Genomic DNA, 19,705 nt, shown 5'->3' with positions numbered 1-19,705 from the left:
GCGGGGCTGTCAGAGTCTTTGGTCCTAGCTGTAGCTCCGCCGCAGCCGGCCCCGGACTGCTTTGTGGATCCAGTCAGCAATCAGGACTGCAGGGGCCGCGAGGAGTGCAAGCAGGTACCCCATCGGCGGCGGCGGCGCCTGGCCCAGCAGCGTTGCCAGATAGGGCACGTACAGGCAGACAGCCAGGACGCCCAGTTCAGCCAGCACCGCCCACAACAGAAGCCTGTTCGTGCCCCAGCCCAGCTTCCAGGGCGGCAGGGTGGCACTCCTGCAGGCAAAGGCGTTGGCAAGCTGTCCCAGGACGACGGCGGCAAAGGCGGCACCGGAGGCGGCCATCAGCAGCCCTGCCTGCGGAACCTGTCCCCGGGTCCAGCCGCCATCCGCCAGCACCGCGGAGAAGACCGCCATTTCCATGACGGCCTCCACGGGGCCCAGAATGCAGAAGACCCGGATGATCAGCCGCCTGTCCATGAGGTGCCGGCGTTCGGGCGGCCGGACCAGCACGTGCCGGCCCGGCGGTTCCGCGCCGAGGGCCAGCGCCGGCAGCAGATCGGTGCCGATGTCCAGGGCAAGGATTTGAAGGACACCCAGGGCCAGCGGGAAGCGGCCGCCGGACAGCGCCCAGATGACAAAGGGGGTCAGTTCCGCCACGTTGTCGGTGAGGTGGTAGGTGAGGAACCGGTGGATGTTCGCGTAGGTTGCCCTGCCTTGTTCGATGGCCGCCACGATGGTGCCGAAATGGTCGTCCAGGAGAACCAGGTCCGCCGCTTCCCGCGCCACGTCGGTTCCGCTGAGGCCCATTGCCACACCGATGTCTGCCTCGCGAAGGGCCGGCCCGTCATTGACGCCGTCTCCGGTCATCGCCACCACATGCCCGCGGGACTGCAGCGCCTTGGCCACCCGGAGCTTCTGCTCCGGTGACACCCGGCTGACCACCACGCCGTCGCGGTCCAGGAGCGCCCCGAGCATCTGTTCGTCCTCCGGGAGGTCGGTGCCTTCCAGCACGCATTCCGGGGATCCGATCAGCCCGATCTGCCGGGCAATGGCCGCGGCCGTGGCGGGGTGGTCGCCTGTGATCATGGCCACCTTCACACCCGCCATCCTGGCCTTGCCGATCACCTCACCCACGTCGGGCCGCGGTGGGTCCTGCAGTCCGATCAGGCCCAGGAATTCCATGCCCGTCTCGAGTTCCGCTGCAGGGCTGGTGTGCCAGGCTTCAGGTTCCCCCTCGAGGCGCCGCCGTGCCACCGCAATGACGCGCAGGCCGCGTGTTGCCATGGCCTCTACCTGCTCCTTGACCAGTCCGGACACGGATTCACAGACCGGGAGCACGGTTTCGGGGGCACCTTTGCAGAACAGGTCCGGCCCCACCATGGCGGACTCCCTGCGCCGCACCGGGTCGAAGGGCAGCCGGCGCGACGGGGCGGGCCCGGGCCCGGTGCCCGTCAACCTGCGGGCGAGCACGTCCATGGCCGCTTCCATCGGGTCGCCCTGGGCCCGCCACTGTCCGTCGTGCAGCTCAGCCCGGCCCCGTGAAGCGGTACGGGCTGCGAGCGCCGCCCGGGCAGCCCTTTCCACTCCCCGGCCCTCGATGTGCGCGTCCGGGGCGTACCCCTGGCCCGTCACCTGGAGGGAACCTTCCGTGGTGAAGACCTCGACGGCGTTCATCCGGTTCTGCGTGAGGGTCCCGGTTTTGTCGGTGCAGATAAAGGTGGTTGAGCCCAGGGTTTCCACTGCTTCGAGGTTGCGGACCAGTCCGTTGCGGGACGCCATACGCTGGGCACCCATGGCCAGGGACAATGTGACGGTGGGCAGGAGGCCTTCCGGAACAAGGGCTACGGCAACGCCGATCGAAAACAGGAATGAATCCCGCCATTGAAACCCCACCAGCAGGGATGCCAGGAAGAAGACCGCTGCGATGCCCAGCGCCATGCCCGCCGTAACGCGGACAATCCGCCGCAGTTCCAGGGACAGCGGCGTGGGGGGAGGAACCGCTCCGCTGGTAAGGTCAGCGATCCCCGCCAGCCTGGTCCTGGCGCCTGTGGCGGTAACAGCCGCTTCCCCGTAGCCGTTGACCAGGAAGGTCCCGCCCCATGCCGCGTCTCCCGCAGCTTTGGGCACGGGGTCGCTTTCGCCCGTCAGCATCGACTCGTCCACCGCGCAGGCCGACGCCGAAAGCAGGACCATGTCTGCAGGCACGCGGTCGCCGGAAGCAAGCAGCACCAGGTCGTCAACCACCAACTCACTTGCGTGGACCGTGCCCACCTTCCCGTCCCGCCGCACCATCACGTCGGCGGGCAGCAGCCCACGCAGCCGGGCGGCGGCATGCTGGGCGCGTTCCTGCTGGATGTGGGCGAACACCCCGTTGACAATGACGACGACGATGATCGCCACCGCCAGTTGCGGCAGGTCCGCGATAAAGGCCAGGCCGGCGGCGCACCACAGCATGAGGGCGAAAAAATGCGTCATCTCCCCCCAGAGCTTCCGCCACTGGGGTACGGGTTTTTCTGTGGGAAGCTGGTTGGGACCTGACTGCTTCAGGAGCTGCGCCGCCCGTTCAGAGCTCAGGCCCTCCGCGTTCCTCACACGGCGTCCGCCTCCTGCCCCACCAGGAGCACCGGACAGTTGGAGTGGGCCGCACAGGCCTTGGTGACGGAGCCCATGGACGACTTCAGCAGACCGCCCTCTCCATGCCTTCCCACCACCAGCATCTGCGCACGGCGGCTCTCGTCCACCAGCACCTTCGCCGGCGGCCCGAACTTGATGCTCACATCAATGTTCTCCGGCCGTTCCCCGGAGAAGGCCCGGCCAAGGGCGTCCTCCACAAGGCGTTCGGCCGCGTCCTCGAGCCTGGCGGTGAACTGTCGGTCGGCTCCTTCAAGCCGCGACATCACCAGGTAGTCCGGCATCCCAACGCATGAGATGACTTCCAGCCGGGTGCCCAGGCGGGATGCCAGCTTTCCCGCGTAGCGGAGGGCCGCGGAGGAGTATTCAGAACCGTCGACACCCACGATGACGGGCTTGGCCCCTGTTTCTGCATTCATGGACACTACGTTTCCGGTTGGGTGCACGCGTGGGAAGGGCCAAAAGTCATGCCGGCACGCCGCTCAACTGCGCGGCCTGCCCGGACCAGCCCCGCGTGCCCGGTCAGTCCCCGCGTATCCGGTCGGCGCCGTGGAGTGCCCGCAGGCCGTTCAGGATGGTCGCAAGGTCCACCAGCTCCTGCAGGAGGGCGCCGGTAACGGCAGGAATGTATCCCGTCATGGCTATGGCCATCAGGACGATGCTGAGTCCTATGCCGCTCCAGATACTCACCAGGGCCACAGCCACGGTCCGCCTGCCAATGGCAACGGCCAGGGCCACTTTGGACAGGTCATCAAGCATGACCACTACGTCCGCGGATTCGCTTGCCGCCGTGGCCCCCCTGGCCCCCATCGCGATCCCCACGTCAGCGGCCGCAAGGACGGGGGCGTCGTTGACGCCGTCGCCTACCATCAGGACCGGCCGTTCCAGGATGGCGGCCACCGTGGTGACCTTGTCCCCCGGAAGGCACTCAGCGTGGACGCGGCCGATCCCCGCTTCATCGGCAATGTGGGCGGCCGTAGCCTGGGCGTCGCCTGTCAACAGCATGGTGTTCCGGACCCCGAGGCGGTGCAACCGGGCGAGTGTGTCCACCGCGTCATGGCGCAACGGGTCCTTCATGACCAGGGCACCGGCATAATTGCCGTTCACCGCCACATAGACCGCGAGTTGGCCACTGCGCAAAACAGCCTCCCGGAATCCGGTTGATGAGCTGCGGACCAGGCCGGCTTTACCCACAACAACGCGCTGTCCGTCGCAGACAGCTTCCACCCCGTGGGTGGCGCTCTCCGTGGCCTGCTGCACCGGAAGGAGTCCAAGGTTGGCAGCCCTGGCGGCTTCGATCACGGAAGCAGCCAGCACATGCGAGGAATACTGCTCCGCGGACGCAGCCAGCTGCAGGATCCTTTGGGCACCCAGGGCTTCGCCCGCCCCTGCGGCCACCTGGATACCATCCAGGAGGGGCCGGCCGGACGTCAGGGTTCCGGTCTTATCAAAGACCGCTGTCTTTGCCTTCGCAAGCTGCTCGAGGGTCCTGGTGTTCTTGATGATGATGCCCTTGTGGGCGGCCTGGCTGGTACCGGCCAGGAATGCCACCGGCGCGGCGATCAGCAGCGGGCACGGAGTGGCTACCACCAGGACCTGGGCGAAGCGGAGCGGCTCACCTGAGAGGAACCACCCCATCCCTGCCATCACCAAGGCCAGGAGGGTAAAGGGAACAGCGTAGCGGTCGGCGAGCCGGACCACCGGAGCCCTGCTGTTGGATGCCTCTTCAACCAGGGCGATGATGCGGCTGTACTGGGAATCGGCTGCCGTGGCCGTTGCCCGGACCCGGATTGCGGCCTCGCCGTTCACCGAGCCGCTGAGCAGCAGTTGCCCCCTGCTCCGCTCCACCGGCAGGCTTTCCCCCGTGAGCGATGATTCGTCCAGAACCGCTGAGTCGGACAGGAGTTCGCCGTCGACCGGCACCAGTTCAGAAGGCCGGACCACCAGCACGTCGCCCAACACCACGCCGCCGATCGGAATCTCCTCGAGTACAGCGGCCGCGCCTTCCCTGTGGGCAAAGCGGGGAGCCCGGTCCAGCAGGGACCGCAGTTCATGTGCAGCGCGTCCCTGGGCGAAGTCTTCCAGGGCCTCCCCGCCAGTGAGCATCAGGATTACCACCAGTGCTGCGAGATACTCGCCCACCGCCACGGTACTGGCGATCGCCATCAACGCCAGGAGGTCGATCCCCCACCGGCCCGCCCGCAGGGACCGCACCATGCCGGCTGCGCGCACCACCACGATGACGGCGGCGTAAGCGGAGGCGAGGACCCGGACCTGCAGGTCCAGGCCGAATTGCAGCAGCACCAAAGTGCCCAGCAGCACCACACAGGTCAGCACGACGACGGGATACCGCCTGAGGAAGCCCCACGCCTTTTGCACGGGCGACTTGGCGGGTCCCTCCGTGTCAAGGCTGCCGGGGCTAGCGCCGGTTACCGAAGGCGGGGCGGCCTGCTTCCTCATTCAGGACGCTTCAGCCTGGCACTCTGGCGGTCATCGCACATGTAGCCGAACCTACCCGGATGCCGGCAGCCGGGCTAGGGCATTTGGGCCCCGTCCCAGTGCCGGGAAAGCCGGACCAGCATGACCTTTGGCCCTGCCCCGGCGCCGTGTGCAGGGGCATGGTTGAGGGGCAAACAGCCGCCGACGCAGACCGGGAGTTCCACATGAAAGCCGTCGTCCTCTACGACACCGCGCATGGGAACACCAAGTCCATAGCCGAATCCATAGCATCGAAGCTGGGGCGGGGTGCGGCTGCCGTCCCGGTTGGTCGTTTCGATGCCGGCGCCCTGCACCCCGGCGACCTGCTCGTCGTCGGCAGCCCCATCAACGGCTGGAAGCCAACGCCCAGCATTGCAGAAACGCTGGCAGATCTCGGGCGCCGCGGACTGACCGGGGTGAACGCGGCCGCATTCGACACGAGGGTGAAGCTGTTCATCCATGGTGACGCTGCCAGGAAGATAACGACGGCCCTCACGGAGGCAGGTGCGAGCATCGTTGGCGGGCCCATGGCCTTCTACGTCAAAGGCAGCGAAGGCCCGCTGGTCGATGGTGAGACAGAGAGGGCTGCAGCGTGGGCCACCGAACTTCTGGCCTCGATGGCCAACGGGACGGCGTAGGCAGGAACGTTGTCCTCGCAGCCGTGGACTGTGGAGCGGTTCTTCGACGATGCACCGTCCGCTTTAAGGCTTTACCGGGCGGCAGAGCGCATGGCGGCGGAGCTGGGTCCGCATGAGGTGCGGGTCAGCAAGAGCCAGATCTCTTTCCGCCGGCGCCGCGGCTACGCCTACCTCTGGCGGCCCGGGGTCTACCTGAAATCAGCTGTTCCGCTGGTCCTGTCCCTCGCGCTTCCGCGGAAACTGGAGTCGCCGCGGTTCAAGCAAATCGTCCATCCGGCGGCCGGAACCTGGATGCACCACCTGGAGCTCACGGACGGCTCCCAACTCGATGCCGAGGTCTGCGGCTGGATGCGGGAAGCGTATGAGGCCGCAAGCTGACCATCGATGCCCGTTTAGTGTCCTATGGCCCTGTCCAGCCGATGGCGGCGTGGCGAGGCTGGTGCCATGAATGAAAACAGCCAGCAGGCCCGGAAGATCCACCTCGCTGAACAACCCGTCGCCGTGGTCCGCGAACGCGTCCCCATGGACTCGCTGACAAGCTTTTTTGACCGCGCCTTCGGTACCGTTATGGCCGCCGTCCAGAGGCAGGGCGCCAGCCCCGCCGGCCCACCGTTCGCGCTTTACCACGGGATGCCGGGCGACACGGTGGATGTCGAAGCAGGATTCCCCGTAGCCGGCAACTTCCACGGAACCGGCGAAGTGGCCAGCGGAGCGCTTCCTGATACTGATGCTTTCGAAGCCATCCACACCGGCCCGTATGGCACCCTCGGCACCACCTACAACGCCATCAGGGAACACATGGAGGCCCAAGGGGCGGCCCCGGGTGAGGTCATGTGGGAGTACTACCTGACTGACCCGCAAAAGCAGCCGGACCCGGCAACGTGGCAGACCCGGGTGGTCTGGCCGGTCGCCTGAGCCGTGAGGTTCCGGGCTAAGAGACCGTGCGGCGGCTGAACGTAAGTTCCCAGGGTTGCACGCCCCGGCCGGTCTCAGTCCATCCGTCGCGGGAAATTTCCCGGCGCAGTTGGTTGAGGCTGGCCTCCAGGCCTGGGGCCCAGGCCTCTTCCGGCGGTGTCGGGTTCAGCGGCGGACCAGGGAATGTATCGCTGGTGTAGAGCCGGCGGCCGTCCTCGGTCCTGCCCACGAACCTCAACTGCGTCCGTCCATACTGCGACCCAAAGGTGTAGAAAATGCGCGCCCACCATTTGCTGGAAGCAGCATCCTCCAGCTCTATCCGGAGCCACTCATCCGCTCCCGGAGCTCCGGGGTCTGCCGCCGGTAGTTCTGGTTGCCCGGATGGCGGGCGCTTTGCGGTCATGTCTTCCTCCGGGCAATATCATCAGGACTCAGGACGGCAGTCTTCCAACGACTGGCGCAGCGGAACAGGGCCGTTGGTCACAGGATGCGGAGAACCAGGGCCGTGGGGTTTGCGGTGAACACCCGGGACCAGCACGGCTGGAGGCTCCTCTATCTCGCCGCCGGGGCGTCGTCGATCCTGTTTGTGCTCCTGCTCATAGCTGCCCTGGTGCTGGACTTCCTGGCTCCGCCACCGGTCCACGGCGGAACTGCCACCCTGGAATTCATTGCCGGCAATAAGCCGAACTACGTGGCAGAACAGGTCCTGTGGATCCTCCCCAACGTCCTCCCGGTCCTTGTATTTGCGGCCCTTTTCGTGGCTCTCACCGCCTTCCAGAAGAGCCTTCCCCTGATAGCGCTGATCTTCGGTGCCCTCCCATGGGCACTCCTGCTTGCCGTACCGGTCAGCAGCCGGGGCTCCCTTAACCTCATCTACCTCAGTGACCGCTTCATGGCTGCCGGGTCAGATGAGGAACGCAAGGCCTACGCCACCGCCGCCGAGGCGATCATTGCCGAGAACAACACGCCTGCAATCGCCGGCGCCCTCTCTGCACTCGGAATCCTCCTGATGGGACTGGCGATGATCAGGGGAAGTACAACACTTTTCCCGCGGTACCTGGGATGGCTTGGTGTTGGCACAGGAGCCTTGGGGACGGTCAGCGAGGTCCTTCGCCACGCGTTCCCTGAGTTTTATTGGGGCTACGGCATCCTGCTGTGGGTGTGGTTCATCGCGGCCGGAATCGCACTGATCCGCCTGTCCCGCCTGCATGACCAGCATGCGGGGCCCGGCTTCAAGGACTTTGGTCCCTAAAAGACGGGCTGGTCTCTTGAGATGGTGGTCCAGGCCGGAAGCACGACGCTGGGGTTGTGCATCCGGGTTTGCTGGAGCCGAAGGCCGGCGGGCATGCAGCCTCATCCACGGAGGCAGGACGAAAGAGGAGAGCAAGGCTTATGGCAGGAACGTTCGAACTGTTTGTCGATGACGATTCGCAGATCCGGTTCCGGCTTGTGATGCCGGACGGACACGTACTGGCAGTTTCCGGACAGTTCACCGACAAGCAGGCGGCTGCCGCGGCAATTGAAGAGGTCCGGGAATGCGCCGGAACCGGCCTGATCCGGGACGTTACGCCGCCAGCTCCGGGCATGGTCCATGCCACCACGCAGCATCCGCGTTACGCCGTCCAGCGTGGGATGCGCAGGCTTAGCTCCGTGGGCGCCGCCTAAGCCGGTGCCCTGACAACGGCCCGGTGCCCTGACAACGGCTTTGAGTTAGAACCCCGAGGAACTGCCGGAGCCGGAGAAGCTTCCGCCGCTGCTGCCATAGCCGGTGGTGCTGCCGCCGCCCCTGGCCGAATTGACGCTGCTGACCCCGGTATTGATGCCGGAGTTGAACGTGGCTACGGAGAAGAACTGGTACGACGGGTACACCGTGCCCAGGATGCTTGGTTCATAGACCCGCTGCCTGCGGTGGTCAAGGCCCCCGTGGGCGGTGTCCATCTGCTCGCGCATCAGGCGCGCCTCGCGCTCATTCCTGGCGAACCCCTGGATGACTGTTTCTGCATGGTTCTCCAGCAGCTCCGAGAGCCGGGAGCGCGCCCCATAAAGCCGGTCCAGCGCCTCTTCGGGTGTGATGCGCCCGTCAGCCAGTTCTGCTGTCCACCGTTCGATATCCCGCAGGCTTTCGTCGCGGAAGGAACGAAGTGCCGTGGCGGTGGCGGAGTCCCCCTGCCCATGGCGTTTGGCCAGCAGTTGCTCGATTCCGGCCAGATCCTTGCGGAACGGGGCGAGCTGCCGGTCCCAGGCAGTCGGCCAGGTGTCCGCACGGTTCAGTAAGGCGTTGCTGTCGGCGATGACATCATCCAGCGCATCCAGCTCGGCGGCACTGTCGGCAAACTGCCGGGCAAGTTTGAGGTTCTTCCGGCTGCTTAACGACCGTTTGCCCAGCGCGTGCACCTGGTTGGACAGCTCCGTGGCGGCTGCATAGCGGCTCAGGAACGTGCGGTGCTTCTCCAGGACCTGGCTCCCGTAGCGTGATGATTCGGGGATGGTGCCGGCGTTCAGTTCCGTTACGTCCAGGTCCATGCTGACGTTGGAGTAGCTCCGGTCACCGCGTTCAACCTGCTTACGGCAGGCAGCCCTGGTCACGGCCCGCACAATCAACCATGCCGCAGCGCCCAGGGCAGCAAGTCCACCGGTGACCCACGCTGTGATCAGGAACGCGGCGGACCTGTACCAGGGCTGGTTGATGAGTTCGGCGGCACGGCGAATGCCGGCCACCGTGCCGTCGGTCCACTGTGCGTCGCGGAACAGTTCCTTCGAAGCGTCCTGAATGTCGCTGCGCTGCTCAAGGGACACTTTCCGGTCCTCGCCCATGTACGTGCCCACATGGCGGCCCGCCGGGTCGAGCGCGAAAATGAACAGGCCGTCGGCCCATTTCTGCCCGTCCGCACTGATCCACTCCGGGTGCCTTACGCGTGCAAACTTCAGGACCTCTTCATTGAGGTTGTCCTCGGCCTTTCCGTTGTACGTGAAGACGGCAACCCGGGTGGGCTCGTAGAACTGGATGCGTTCGACGGCGGGTACCAGGGTGTTGAGGTCCAGCACCCCTGCTGTGTCCTCCACAACCACGGCCGCGGGCGGCGCAGCGGTGCCAGGGCCTGCGGCGCCCAGCAGGAACGCCACCAGGACAAATAGGTTCACAGCTATCCGTCGCATCATGCTGCCCATGTCCCTCCCCGTTTCCTAGAATCAGCATGGAACCAAGGGGCAGGCCCGCCAAAGGGCCTAAGGTCCCACTGGCGAAGACCAGTCTGATGAGGAGCGCAGTTACGTGACGGATGATGCGGGGGCCATTGTGGCCGGCTATGACGGCTCGGACGAGGCAGCGGCAGCCGTCCGTTGGGCGTCCCGCCACGCCCGGGCCACCAATTGCCCGCTCCATGTGGTGCATTGTTCAATGTGGCCGCTGCTGACAAGGCACCTCGGTCCTGTCCCAGGCGTGTCAGGCAGCGGCCTGGAACAGTCCGCCCAGTCCGTCCTGGAGGAAGGCGTCTCGCACGCGGCGGCGGAAGTACCAGGGCTTGAAATCCGCAGCACCCTGCTTCACGGACTGCCCGCACAGCTTCTGGCCGAATTCTCTGCCGGTGAAAGGTTGCTGGTTGTCGGCAGCCGCGGGCTGGGCGGCTTCCTGGGCCTCCTCGTGGGATCCGTGAGCCTGGAACTGGCGGCCACTGCTGCCTGCCCGGTAGCGGTGATCCGGGATGACAGCCATCCTGCCGGACCCGTCGTCGCCGCCGTCGACGCATCAGGTTCTCCCGCGGCGCTGGAAGACGCCTGCGCCGTGGCTTCCGCCTGGAACGCACCCCTGACGGTGGTCCATGTCCGCCACGTGCCCGCCGGCTTTTCGCGGCGGGACGGGCAGGCCGCCGCTGCTGATGCCCGGGAAGTTCTTGGGTCCGCCCTGAAACATGCTCGAACCAAAGCCCCCGAGGTTTCCGTTGACGGCAGGATACTCACGGACAGTTCCGTCCCCCACGCCATCCTGACAGCCGCCAGGGAAGCCCGGATAGTGGTGGTGGGTTCCCAAGGTCAAGGCATTCTCAGGGAGACCATCGGTTCAACCGCCCACGCAGTACTGCACCACGCCCGGGGACCGGTCCTCATTTCCCGGCACGCCAACTGATGCAGGGCGGTGGCAGGAGTGTCGCCCGGGCCGCGGCGGCACTTCGGCCTAAGCTGTTTCCGTGACCCCTGTTCCCTCCCCCGGCCCACTGGACGTCGTCGTCCATTCCGGGCCCGCGGACTGGTGGGTCATCCTCGCCGGGCTGGGTCCCCTGGCTGTTCTCATCGCAGCCCTGCTGGCCTTCTACATTAACTGGCGGACCCTCAAGCAACGCACCGCGGCCGACAGGACCGCGCTGGACCAAAAGCGCGAGGCGGACGCCAATGCCCTGCAGCAAAAGACCGCGGCTGACAGCCGGGCGGAATGGTGGCGCCGGACGCAGTGGGCGCTGGACCGGGCTTTGGACTCGGATGAAGGGACAAAGGCGCTGGGCCTGGCGACGCTGGAAGTCCTGGCCAGGAGCGAACTGGCCCGCAACGAGGAGCTCGAGTTGTTCGACATTGCCTGGAAGAGTGTTTCCGGCGATGAGAACGGGGACGACGCTGAACCCGAAGCCGGCTCCGGACAGGAGATGACCTTCGTGGACGACGGCGACGACTTAGGCGAGAATGGAACGACGGATGAAGACAGTACCAAGGAGGTTGGACCATGAGCGCAACGTCGCCTGAACACCGTTTTGTCCACACTCCCCGTACCAGCACTGCCAAGCCGGCCAGGAAAAAGGCCACCCCTGCCGAGCATCGTGTCCAGGTTGCTGCGGCCAGGCTGCGCGTCACGCTCGATGAACGGTTGGGACGCGAAACGCCCCCCAAGACCAAGGCACTGGCCAAGGAACCGATCTAAGTCCCGCTTCACGGGCTTGGTGATGGACGACGCATGGCTGGGTTCGGTGGGCAGTGGCGGCCGTAATTCTCAACTGCGACACCAAGCGACTGCACCGCTGGGATTACCGGGCCGTGGTCGAGCAGGTGGCGGAATCCGGCAGGTTCCTGGCCCGCTGGCATGCCGGTTCCTGCCCGGACATCCTCCCGGGGACTGAAGCCTGGCTCCTGCTGCACGGCAACAATGACGCAGGCAGCGGCCTGATCGGGCACGGATGCGTGATGTCTGAGCCGTACCAGGGTGTCGCCACCAGGGAGCCCGGCGGCACTGACTGGTACATCGCGGTGGCTTTCGACTCACTGCTCCCGCTGGGTGAACAGATACGTCCCGGCACCCTTCGCGACGCCCTCCCCGGTGACCTTTGGGATAAGGCGAACGGCCCCTCACTGGTGACCCTGCCGCCGTCGTCCGAGCCTGTTCTGCAACGCTTGTGGCGGGACTACGGACCCACGACGCCGGATCCCACCGAGGTGGTCGCCGGAACCTCCCCACCGGGCGCCGTCAGCAATATCCAGGTGAACCGCTTTGAGCGGGACCCTGACGCGCGGCGGGCCTGCCTGGCCTTCCATGGCACGTCGTGCGCCGCCTGCGGCTTCTCGTTCGAGTCCACCTACGGCGGGGCCGGCACAGGAGCGACAGCCGTGCACCACGTTGTGCCGCCGGTGATGCTTGACAGCGGATACCAGCTTGACCCCATAGCCGACCTCATTCCGCTCTGCCACAACTGCCACGCCATGGCGCACGGCGCCTACCCGCCGCGGACGCTTTCCGAACTCCGGAGCATCCTCGCCGCCGCCGGGCACATCAAGGGTGAGGTGGTCAGTGATCTGGCCCTCCGGGCGCAGGAGGATGCGCGGCGGATCCTCGGAGGCGGCCAGACGTAAGGATTCCTGGGCTATCTTGGGACCATGGCGGAGCCGGGCCGGAAAGAGCAAGGGGTTGACCCTGAGGAGTTCGGTTCTGCCCGGGTGGACGCGGCCGCCCTGCTGGATGCCGGGTTGGGGGACGTCGACTGGTCGGTTCCGCCGCCGGGCGCGGTGCGTTTCAGCATCAACGTTCCCAGCGGCAGGCTTGCCGCCATGGCGCTGGGTGATCCGAACCATCCCTGCGTCGTGTTGGTACCCGGCGCCACGGGCTCGAAAGAGGATTTCTCGCTCATGATGCCCGACCTTGCCGATGCCGGCTACTACGCGCTGACCTACGACCTGGCGGGCCAGTACCAGTCGGCAGATGCGGGCCCCGAGAACCTTGTGCCGCCCGGGAAGCACTACGACTACCGGCTTTTCATGGATGACTTCCTGGCGGTCATGGAAACCACAGCCACTCCCGTCCACGTTGTGGGGTATTCCTTCGCGGGGATCATCGCCCAGCTTGCCTATGTGGAGCGGCCGGAGCTCTTCAAGTCCCTCACCCTGTTGGGTTGCCCGCCGGAGCCCGGCCAGGGTTTCAGGGGCGTCAGCCGAATTGGCCGGTTCAGCACGTGGGTGAATGGCCGGACGGGTGCGGCCCTGCTGATCTGGGGGATCCGCAGCGGCAGGGTGGCGCATGTGCCGCCGGGACGGCAGCGGTTCGTGAATTACCGTTTCCGCTTCACCCGCCGCGCCTCCGTCCGGGATATCTACACCCTCATGCAGAACATTCCGGACCTTCGGCAGAAGCTGGCGGAAGCCCCAATTCCCATCTTCGTGGCCGTCGGCGAGCATGACCTCTGGCCGCTCCAGCTGCACCGGCTGTTCGCCCAGGCCATCCGTGCCCGGATCGGGGTCTACAGGGGCGGGCACAGTCCGTGCGAAACGTCCCCGCACGAGTTCAGCCGCGACCTCCTGGCGCTTTACTCGAAAGCGGAGGAGACGTAGCGGGGTTCCTTCGAGCAGTTTCCCTGACGCTTTGATCCTGGCGGAAATCGCTCAGACCGGCACTGTTTCGACACGCTCGCGAGTATTGAGCAGCATCTTGCGCATCATCCAGATGTCGCCAAACTCCAGAAGCGCTGGGAAGGCGATTGTGGGCGAGAACCACCAGTAGCGGGAGCGGACGCGGCTGATAAGCCGGGTCGAGTCCTGTGCCACCGGGTCGAGTTGTCGTAGCTGTACCAGCCCCCGCGGGCAAGTCCGGCCTGAACCAGCCATGGCCGGATCCGCTCCGGCGGCGCGGCGATGGTGATGGCCGGGCGGCGTTGAAGGTGGGTTTGCAGACGAGGCCGTCGCCGGGCAGCGCACGGGATACCGGGTACCAGATCTGTCTCAGGGAATCTTGTGGCCTGACTGTTCCGGCTCGAAGGTACGGGACCGCCTGCCGGCATCGAATCGACCGACGCAGACCGCCGCAAGCCAGAAGAGTAGGAACAGGCCAGCCACCACATAACCCAGTCCGGTCAGATCGAGGCTCACAGGCGTCAGTGACAACAGTTCCGCTGTCCCGATGCCCAGGGCGACGGCGGCAGAGAGCCCAGTGAGTACGACGTTGTACTTCATCCTTCGGACCGGGCTGGAGAATGCCCTGCAGTAGGCCGCATTCATGAACCATGCGTCCAGGGTATCCAGCAGACACATGCCCGCGGCGAAGAGCGTCGGCAGGATGAGGATGGCATACCAGGGAAGCCCCGTCGTCGCCGCGCCCACCGCGACGACGAGCAAAGCGACTTCAGTGGCCGTGTCGAAGCCCAGGCCGAAAAGCAGCCCCACGAGATACATCTGCCAGGGCTTGCTGATGCTCTGGAGGACTGGTCGCAGGATACGGGCCATCAGACCGGTGGGGGAACCGGCCGCAGGATCCATCGGGTGGCCGTCCCGGAGACCGCGGAAGTCCGTCACGGCGCGCAGCAGGATGAGCACGTTGAGGGCCGCCAGGATATAGAGGAAAACTCCTGAGATCGCGGCGCCTACGAATCCCAAGACTTCACGTAAGGGCGACGCACCCTCCCCCACCAGGCCGCCCAGATACTGCGCTCCGGAGGCCAGAAGAGCGCAAAGCACAAAGACAAGGCTGGAATGGCCAAGCGAAAACCAGAAGCCGACCGATAGGGGGCGGCGGCCTTCGCCGATGAGCTTGCGGGTCGTGCAGTCAATGGCCGCGATATGGTCGACGTCGAAGGCGTGCCTCATTCCCAGCAGGTACGCGCCCACTCCGATCCCCGTGCCGAAGACCTGCGTCGAGCTGATCTGCAGGTTCTGCGGAACAACGCCGAACAGCAGGACACCCCAGCCCAGCATATGCAATCCGATGATGGTCCCGGCCATGCCGGCGATGGGAGATACCGGCTTCCGGTTCGTGATGCCACTGCTGCGCCTGGATGACTCCAGCGAAACCGGGAGGCCCATGACTCCTGTCAGCCCATCGGTGGTGTCAGCCCGTACCGGGCGATGATGTCCGGCAGCCAGGGCGGCTCGCCGAACTGAAGCCCGTATTCCGCGGCCAGTTTGCCGATGACCTCGGGATCTGGCGGACCTGCTTCAAAGTGATCGGCCAGTCCCCAGAAGAAATGCTCGAACCCGGCCGGGCTGATGATCTCGATCATCCGTGCGGGGACTTTGCCCGCGTTCCACATCGTGTGGAGCTCCCCCCGCGGTTTCGTGATGTAGCCCCCGGCCCCGAGCACCGCCTCACGCTCGCCGGACCGGAACCCTATCTCGCCTTCAATGACGATCGAATACTCGTCCTCCCGCGTATGCGTGTGCGGGGGAACCAGGGCCCCGACAGGGAACGGGTGCTCCACAATCGAGATCTTTTCATTCGTGTGCTCACCGAAGAGCTTGAAGACAACGCCAATCGTCCCGAGACTGCTCTCGCGCCCCTGGCCCGGCTGCACGATTGTCAGCCGCGGAGCTCTCTCAAGGTCCATAGCGGACCGCCCTTCCAATTTCAATATACAATGGTGTATACCGAAATTGTCCGCCCGGGAAGGAGGAGAGTCAATACATTGAGTGAACATACTCGTTCATCCAAAAGCCGCCGCTACGAAATGGGCAAAAGAACCGAAAAGATCAGTGGCACTCACCAGCGCATTATCGACGCGGCTGTGATCCTGCACGGTTCCATCGGGCCGGCCCGCACCACGGTCGCGGGTGTCGCCGAAAAGGCCGGCGTTACCAGGTTGACCGTCTACCGGCACTTTGCCGACGACGAGGCCCTCTTCTCGGCCTGTTCCTCGCACTGGCTCTCGCAACAGCAACTCCCCGATCCCGGGGAATGGTCCCGGCACGCCGACCCCCTCGAGCGCCTGGCAGTTGGCCTGACCGATCTGTACCGGTTCTATCGAGACGGCGAGGCCATGCTTACCCGGATCTATGGGGACTGGGATGCGCTCCCGAAGACACACCGCACAGGTCTTGAATCCAGGAACGCCCACTTCCGGAACATCCTGCTCGAGCCGTTCCCCCCGACGGACAGGAACCCCCGGTTATATGCCACCCTCAGCCACGGGATTTCCTTCTGGACATGGCGATCACTTTGCCATGACAATGGGCTCTCCAATGATGACGCCGTCGACATCATGTCCACCCTGATCACAACGACAGTCCGCGCTCCGCAAACGGCCGGGGCACCCACGCTGGAGAACGAGGGCGCCCGTAGACGGTGACGACGCCGGCGGGGCGCGGTTACATGTCCATGGCGCCCGCTTTCGGGAACCGGAGCATCAGGGCTACGATCTCTCAGCACACCTCGACACAGGGGTGTGAGTTATGGGCAGAGGAGAAAACCAACGTGGCCGGAGGCAGGAGAATGAGCGGCCCGCACTGGCGGCGCGTGCTCGCGACGCTTGGCAACGTCGATGCCCGTACTGCCTACGCCCAGATAGTGCTTGGAGCGGCGCTTGCCGAGATCCTGCCTGAGGTGAAGGAGCAGCGGCGGAACAAGGCCATCACCGCCCTGCTCGAGTCCGGGCTCGTGGAAAAGTACGGGTCGGGTGAATTGGTGGCGGCGGATTCGATATTCCGCGATCTGCTCGCGCAGCAGCCGCGCCGGCAGCCGCGGACCGGACTGGACAGGTTCATGCGGCTGGGGCGGATCGAGAGATATCCGGCGAACGTGGCGGAACGGCATGAACTCCTCGCCAGGATCGCGCGCGAGGTCTTTGCGCCGGAGGAAAAGCTCACCGAGTGGCAGGTCAACGAACGACTCCTCGCCTATACAGACGACGTTGTGCTGCTGCGCCGCTATCTGGTCGACTTCGGACTGCTGCAGCGGACGCCCTCGGGTTCCTCCTACAGCCGCGAGGTGTAGTTCCTGAACACGGTGTGCTGCGTTGTGGGTGGTGAAGGTGGTGTCACCCTTATCTAGAACATTCCGTGGCGGTGCCGGCGGCTGATGCGCAGGGATCGTGCTGAATACCGGGTGTGGGGGTCTGGCCCTGCCAGCCCGGAGGATCAGGCCTATGCGGGAAGGTGACTCAGGTAATTTCGGCCCGGGCTACCGACGAACGGGACAGTGCGAGTGCCCATGCGCCGGCCACTCCAATGGCGAGTAGTACGGTTACGAAGCCGATTGCCTGTGCGCTCGGCCATCTCAGGACGTCGCCGTACCGCAGCAGGGCAAGCACCTGGAGAATGACGAAGGCAACGGAGGTCAGTGCTACGGGGCGGACGGTGCCGAGGTCAGCGCTGAACTGGCCCTGCGCGGCCGACCATCCAAGGCCGACCAGCCACGCTCCGATCGCCCTCGCTGTAAGTTCGGACAGTGTCCACGGCCACCATGTCGCGGCATAAGCGGGTACTGCCAGGAGCGCGACGCCATATAACAGCAGTACCCCGGCAATTGCCAGCATGAGCAGCCGGAGCGCAGGGGGCAGCACTGGCCGTCGCGCCGGTACGGGACCTGGGGCCGTACGCAGGGACCGGATCTGCATCCAACTGACCACGAGCATCGCCACGGGCACGATGGCATAGATTGCCAGCCACGCCCAGGTGGCTGCTTGGGCAAGGGGGCCACTGTCTGGCGACAGGTGGAAGCGATCGAGATGAAGCAGGGTAACTCCAAAGGTTAGTGCCGTGAAAACGAACACCGGCCAGACTGCCAGCCTCGCCGAACCCCAACTCGCTGAGCGGGCGCCCGCCACCTCCAGGCCGGCGGCCGACCAATATGCCGCCCCGAGGAAGACCGCGGTCATTGGCGGATTGACTGTCCACGCGAACCATTCCGCAGTCCGGAGCGGAAACACGAACAGCACCAGCCCCGCAAGAAACACGAGGAATGCGGCGACGTAGAGCAGCCGCCGCATCGCCGGAATCAACGGTGTGTTCTCAGTTGAAGCGGACATCACCGGGCAGCTCCCCGGGGGCGGCTGCCTCACCAGGGGCAGTGGACGAGGCAGGCAGTGGGTTTTCGGCCAGGTAGGCGTGAAGCATGGAGACTACCGTGGCGCCGTCCCCGACTGCGGTAGCCACTCTTTTGATCGAACCGGCCCGCACGTCCCCGATCGCGAACAAGCCGGGCATGCTGGTTTCCAGCGCCATTGGATGCCTGTCCGGCCTCATGGGCCCGGTGTCACCGATATCCCGGTTGACCCCAGTGCGAAGAAAACCAGCTGGGTCGCGCTCCACGGTGTCGGGCAGCCAGGAGGTCCGCGGCACCGAACCGATCAGCACGAACAAACCGCCCGCTTCGATCTCCTCGCCCGGGGTTGCGTCGGGGGTTCCGGCTGCCGCGACCTTGACGGCGGCAAGGAATCCGTCCCGATCGCGGGCCCCCACGATCACGGTGCCATAGCGGATCGCAACGTTCCGGGTGGCCTCAAGTTGGGAGATGAGGTAATCCGACATGCTGACGGACAGAGTCGGTCCGCGCACCAGCAGCGTCACCTTCTTCGCGAACTTCGCAAGGTGCAGAACCGCCTGTCCGGCCGAATTGCCGCCACCTACAACGCAGACCTGCTTTCCGGCCATCGACGGCGCCTCCGAGACTGTGGCCCCGTAGAACACCCCTCTACCCACCAGATCCTCGAGCTGGGGGGTGCCAAGGCGACGGTAGTCCACGCCGGTGGCCACCACTACGGTGCGGCACCGCACCACGCTGCCGTCGGAAATCGACACAGCGTATAGTGCTCCATCCAGGCCGAGCCCCTCCACTTTCCGCAGGAACAGGAAGTCCGTGCCCAAAGTCCAGGCCTGGTGAAATGAGCGGAAGGCCAGGTGGGCGCCGCTCACACCGCGGGAAAAGCCAGGGTAGTTGCGGATCAATGAGCTGGTGCCGGCCTGGCCTCCCACGGCTTCTCCCTCCACCACCATGGTGGAGAGGCCCTCTGAGGAGGCATACACTGCGGTCGCGAGACCGGAGGGACCGGCTCCTACAACCACCACATCGAAGACCTTGTCCGCCGGTGGTGGTCGCGTCACCCCCATTGCTTCGGCAATCTCCAGGTCACTGGGGTTCTCGAGGACAGTTGGTGAAGCGGTGAACTCAAGCACCAGGACCGGCAACGCGGGGTCCCGCAGGCCCAACCTCTGGAGCGCCTGTTTCGCCGCTTCGGACCCGGCAGGGTGGAATCCTACCGGGATGTGGTTTCGGCTCAAGGAGTCACGCAAGGCATGAGTCCTTTCGTCGCCTACATCCCCGATCAGCCGGACCGCCTCGAACCCGACCCCCTGGGCAAGATGCCAGTCGTCGAGGGCGTCGGTAATCGCCCCATGGAATTCTTCGTCGCGCGATCGTTCGGGACGTATGATCAGCAATTCGGCGTACCCCTGCGCGATCGCCCGGAATACTGTGGGGGCGCTGGCGAAGTCACCCCATGTCACCACAACAGCACGCTTGGCGGCCGGGTGAAAGCCATAGGCACGGCGCAGGAAATCGAGGCCTCCGCGGTCAGCCGGTCCGTAGCACCCGAGGATGAGGGCGACCGGGCGATTCCAGCGCCGGAGGCCCTCAAGCACTGCCCGCCCGTGCGCGTGGCCGGCGCAGGCCACCACCTCGTAATCGGCACCGTAGCGTCGGCGTAATTCATCTTCAAGAACGCGCCGGGAGTCCGGGTCTGTGGTGGCAATCAGCATTATGGGGACCGAGTGATCCATGGCCGCCGTCTTTCCGGTTCAATGGTTCGGTGGCGCTCACGATACTCGCGCTGGATATTGGCGACAAGGGGTCCTCGTTGCCTGCGGCAAGGTCCTTC

22 protein-coding genes are annotated in these 19,705 nt (G+C 65.5%); 12 read left to right on the top strand and 10 right to left on the bottom strand.

All coding sequences use genetic code 11. The features are described from left to right. Positions 1–24: 24 nt before the first annotated feature. The 3 genes from QFZ57_RS14000 to QFZ57_RS13990 all read right to left on the bottom strand — a co-directional run bounded on the left by QFZ57_RS14000 (position 25) and on the right by QFZ57_RS13990 (position 5,085). The gene (locus QFZ57_RS14000; protein ID WP_306900659.1) at positions 25–2,586 is read right to left on the bottom strand and encodes a cation-translocating P-type ATPase; all 2,562 of its coding nucleotides are present in this window, start codon (positions 2,584–2,586) and stop codon (positions 25–27) included. Beyond that, entirely contained in the window at positions 2,583–3,044 is a 462-nt protein-coding gene (locus tag QFZ57_RS13995) for a universal stress protein (RefSeq protein WP_306630971.1), read from the bottom strand. Before QFZ57_RS13995 ends, QFZ57_RS14000 begins: the two co-directional genes overlap by 4 nt. Before the next feature lie 103 nt (positions 3,045–3,147). Next, complete coding sequence (locus QFZ57_RS13990; protein WP_306900657.1) at positions 3,148–5,085, bottom strand: heavy metal translocating P-type ATPase; 1,938 nt, start codon at positions 5,083–5,085, stop codon at positions 3,148–3,150. 203 nt (positions 5,086–5,288) lie between these two features. On the opposite strand from QFZ57_RS13990, the gene QFZ57_RS13985 reads away from it, so the two are divergent. The 3 genes from QFZ57_RS13985 to QFZ57_RS13975 all read left to right on the top strand — a co-directional run bounded on the left by QFZ57_RS13985 (position 5,289) and on the right by QFZ57_RS13975 (position 6,656). Beyond that, the gene (locus QFZ57_RS13985; RefSeq protein ID WP_306630969.1) at positions 5,289–5,741 is read left to right on the top strand and encodes a flavodoxin family protein; all 453 of its coding nucleotides are present in this window, start codon (positions 5,289–5,291) and stop codon (positions 5,739–5,741) included. Positions 5,742–5,750: 9 nt separating this feature from the next. After that, positions 5,751–6,119 carry a DUF5655 domain-containing protein gene (locus QFZ57_RS13980; RefSeq protein ID WP_306630968.1) on the top strand — a complete coding sequence of 123 codons (369 nt, stop codon included), beginning with the start codon at positions 5,751–5,753 and terminating at the stop codon, positions 6,117–6,119. Positions 6,120–6,185: 66 nt separating this feature from the next. Further along, positions 6,186–6,656, top strand: a complete 471-nt coding sequence (locus QFZ57_RS13975) for a GyrI-like domain-containing protein (RefSeq protein WP_306900655.1) — start codon at positions 6,186–6,188, stop codon at positions 6,654–6,656. Positions 6,657–6,672: 16 nt separating this feature from the next. On the opposite strand, the gene QFZ57_RS13970 is transcribed toward QFZ57_RS13975, so the two are convergent. Further along, a complete protein-coding gene (locus tag QFZ57_RS13970) occupies positions 6,673–7,059 on the bottom strand; it encodes a hypothetical protein (RefSeq protein WP_306900654.1) in 387 nt (128 codons plus the stop codon). An 84-nt stretch (positions 7,060–7,143) separates the two neighbouring features. On the opposite strand from QFZ57_RS13970, the gene QFZ57_RS13965 reads away from it, so the two are divergent. Together QFZ57_RS13965 and QFZ57_RS13960 are read left to right on the top strand one after the other, a co-directional pair. After that, the gene (locus tag QFZ57_RS13965) at positions 7,144–7,908 is read left to right on the top strand and encodes a DUF4386 family protein (RefSeq protein ID WP_306900653.1); all 765 of its coding nucleotides are present in this window, start codon (positions 7,144–7,146) and stop codon (positions 7,906–7,908) included. A gap of 140 nt (positions 7,909–8,048) precedes the next feature. Beyond that, positions 8,049–8,321: a YegP family protein gene (locus tag QFZ57_RS13960; protein WP_306900652.1), complete on the top strand. Its 273-nt coding sequence runs from the start codon at positions 8,049–8,051 to the stop codon at positions 8,319–8,321. Positions 8,322–8,366: 45 nt separating this feature from the next. Here QFZ57_RS13960 and QFZ57_RS13955 read toward each other — a convergent pair whose 3' ends face one another. Beyond that, positions 8,367–9,824, bottom strand: a complete 1,458-nt coding sequence (locus QFZ57_RS13955; protein WP_306630963.1) for a DUF5129 domain-containing protein — start codon at positions 9,822–9,824, stop codon at positions 8,367–8,369. Positions 9,825–9,927: 103 nt separating this feature from the next. On the opposite strand from QFZ57_RS13955, the gene QFZ57_RS13950 reads away from it, so the two are divergent. The 5 genes from QFZ57_RS13950 to QFZ57_RS13930 all read left to right on the top strand — a co-directional run bounded on the left by QFZ57_RS13950 (position 9,928) and on the right by QFZ57_RS13930 (position 13,457). Further along, positions 9,928–10,779 carry a universal stress protein gene (locus QFZ57_RS13950; RefSeq protein WP_306630962.1) on the top strand — a complete coding sequence of 284 codons (852 nt, stop codon included), beginning with the start codon at positions 9,928–9,930 and terminating at the stop codon, positions 10,777–10,779. A 61-nt stretch (positions 10,780–10,840) separates the two neighbouring features. Further along, positions 10,841–11,371 carry a hypothetical protein gene (locus QFZ57_RS13945; protein WP_306900651.1) on the top strand — a complete coding sequence of 177 codons (531 nt, stop codon included), beginning with the start codon at positions 10,841–10,843 and terminating at the stop codon, positions 11,369–11,371. Then, positions 11,368–11,562, top strand: coding sequence for a hypothetical protein (locus QFZ57_RS13940; RefSeq protein ID WP_306630960.1), 195 nt, complete (start codon positions 11,368–11,370; stop codon positions 11,560–11,562). Before QFZ57_RS13945 ends, QFZ57_RS13940 begins: the two co-directional genes overlap by 4 nt. Before the next feature lie 53 nt (positions 11,563–11,615). Then, on the top strand, positions 11,616–12,485 hold the full coding sequence (locus tag QFZ57_RS13935; protein WP_306900650.1) for an HNH endonuclease: 870 nt from the start codon (positions 11,616–11,618) through the stop codon (positions 12,483–12,485). Between the two features lie 24 nt (positions 12,486–12,509). After that, complete coding sequence (locus QFZ57_RS13930) at positions 12,510–13,457, top strand: alpha/beta fold hydrolase (protein ID WP_306900649.1); 948 nt, start codon at positions 12,510–12,512, stop codon at positions 13,455–13,457. Positions 13,458–13,508: 51 nt separating this feature from the next. Here QFZ57_RS13930 and QFZ57_RS13925 read toward each other — a convergent pair whose 3' ends face one another. From QFZ57_RS13925 to QFZ57_RS13915, 3 genes are all read right to left on the bottom strand, one after another. Beyond that, complete coding sequence (locus tag QFZ57_RS13925; RefSeq protein WP_306900648.1) at positions 13,509–13,670, bottom strand: hypothetical protein; 162 nt, start codon at positions 13,668–13,670, stop codon at positions 13,509–13,511. 174 nt (positions 13,671–13,844) lie between these two features. Continuing rightward, complete coding sequence (locus QFZ57_RS13920) at positions 13,845–14,840, bottom strand: HoxN/HupN/NixA family nickel/cobalt transporter (protein WP_306900647.1); 996 nt, start codon at positions 14,838–14,840, stop codon at positions 13,845–13,847. A gap of 89 nt (positions 14,841–14,929) precedes the next feature. Next, on the bottom strand, positions 14,930–15,442 hold the full coding sequence (locus QFZ57_RS13915) for a cupin domain-containing protein (RefSeq protein ID WP_306630955.1): 513 nt from the start codon (positions 15,440–15,442) through the stop codon (positions 14,930–14,932). Between the two features lie 120 nt (positions 15,443–15,562). On the opposite strand from QFZ57_RS13915, the gene QFZ57_RS13910 reads away from it, so the two are divergent. Together QFZ57_RS13910 and QFZ57_RS13905 are read left to right on the top strand one after the other, a co-directional pair. Continuing rightward, on the top strand, positions 15,563–16,180 hold the full coding sequence (locus QFZ57_RS13910) for a TetR/AcrR family transcriptional regulator (protein WP_306900646.1): 618 nt from the start codon (positions 15,563–15,565) through the stop codon (positions 16,178–16,180). A gap of 143 nt (positions 16,181–16,323) precedes the next feature. Continuing rightward, on the top strand, positions 16,324–16,824 hold the full coding sequence (locus QFZ57_RS13905) for a DUF2087 domain-containing protein (protein WP_306900645.1): 501 nt from the start codon (positions 16,324–16,326) through the stop codon (positions 16,822–16,824). A gap of 166 nt (positions 16,825–16,990) precedes the next feature. On the opposite strand, the gene QFZ57_RS13900 is transcribed toward QFZ57_RS13905, so the two are convergent. Beyond that, a complete protein-coding gene (locus QFZ57_RS13900) occupies positions 16,991–17,857 on the bottom strand; it encodes a hypothetical protein (RefSeq protein WP_306900644.1) in 867 nt (288 codons plus the stop codon). After that, positions 17,841–19,607, bottom strand: coding sequence for an FAD-dependent oxidoreductase (locus QFZ57_RS13895; RefSeq protein ID WP_306900643.1), 1,767 nt, complete (start codon positions 19,605–19,607; stop codon positions 17,841–17,843). Before QFZ57_RS13895 ends, QFZ57_RS13900 begins: the two co-directional genes overlap by 17 nt. Positions 19,608–19,705: the final 98 nt, after the last annotated feature.

This window comes from Arthrobacter sp. B1I2 (assembly GCF_030816485.1).
Taxonomy (GTDB): domain Bacteria; phylum Actinomycetota; class Actinomycetes; order Actinomycetales; family Micrococcaceae; genus Arthrobacter.
The sequence above is the reverse complement of the archived record's forward strand: the minus strand, read 5'-3'. Positions and strand labels throughout refer to the sequence as shown.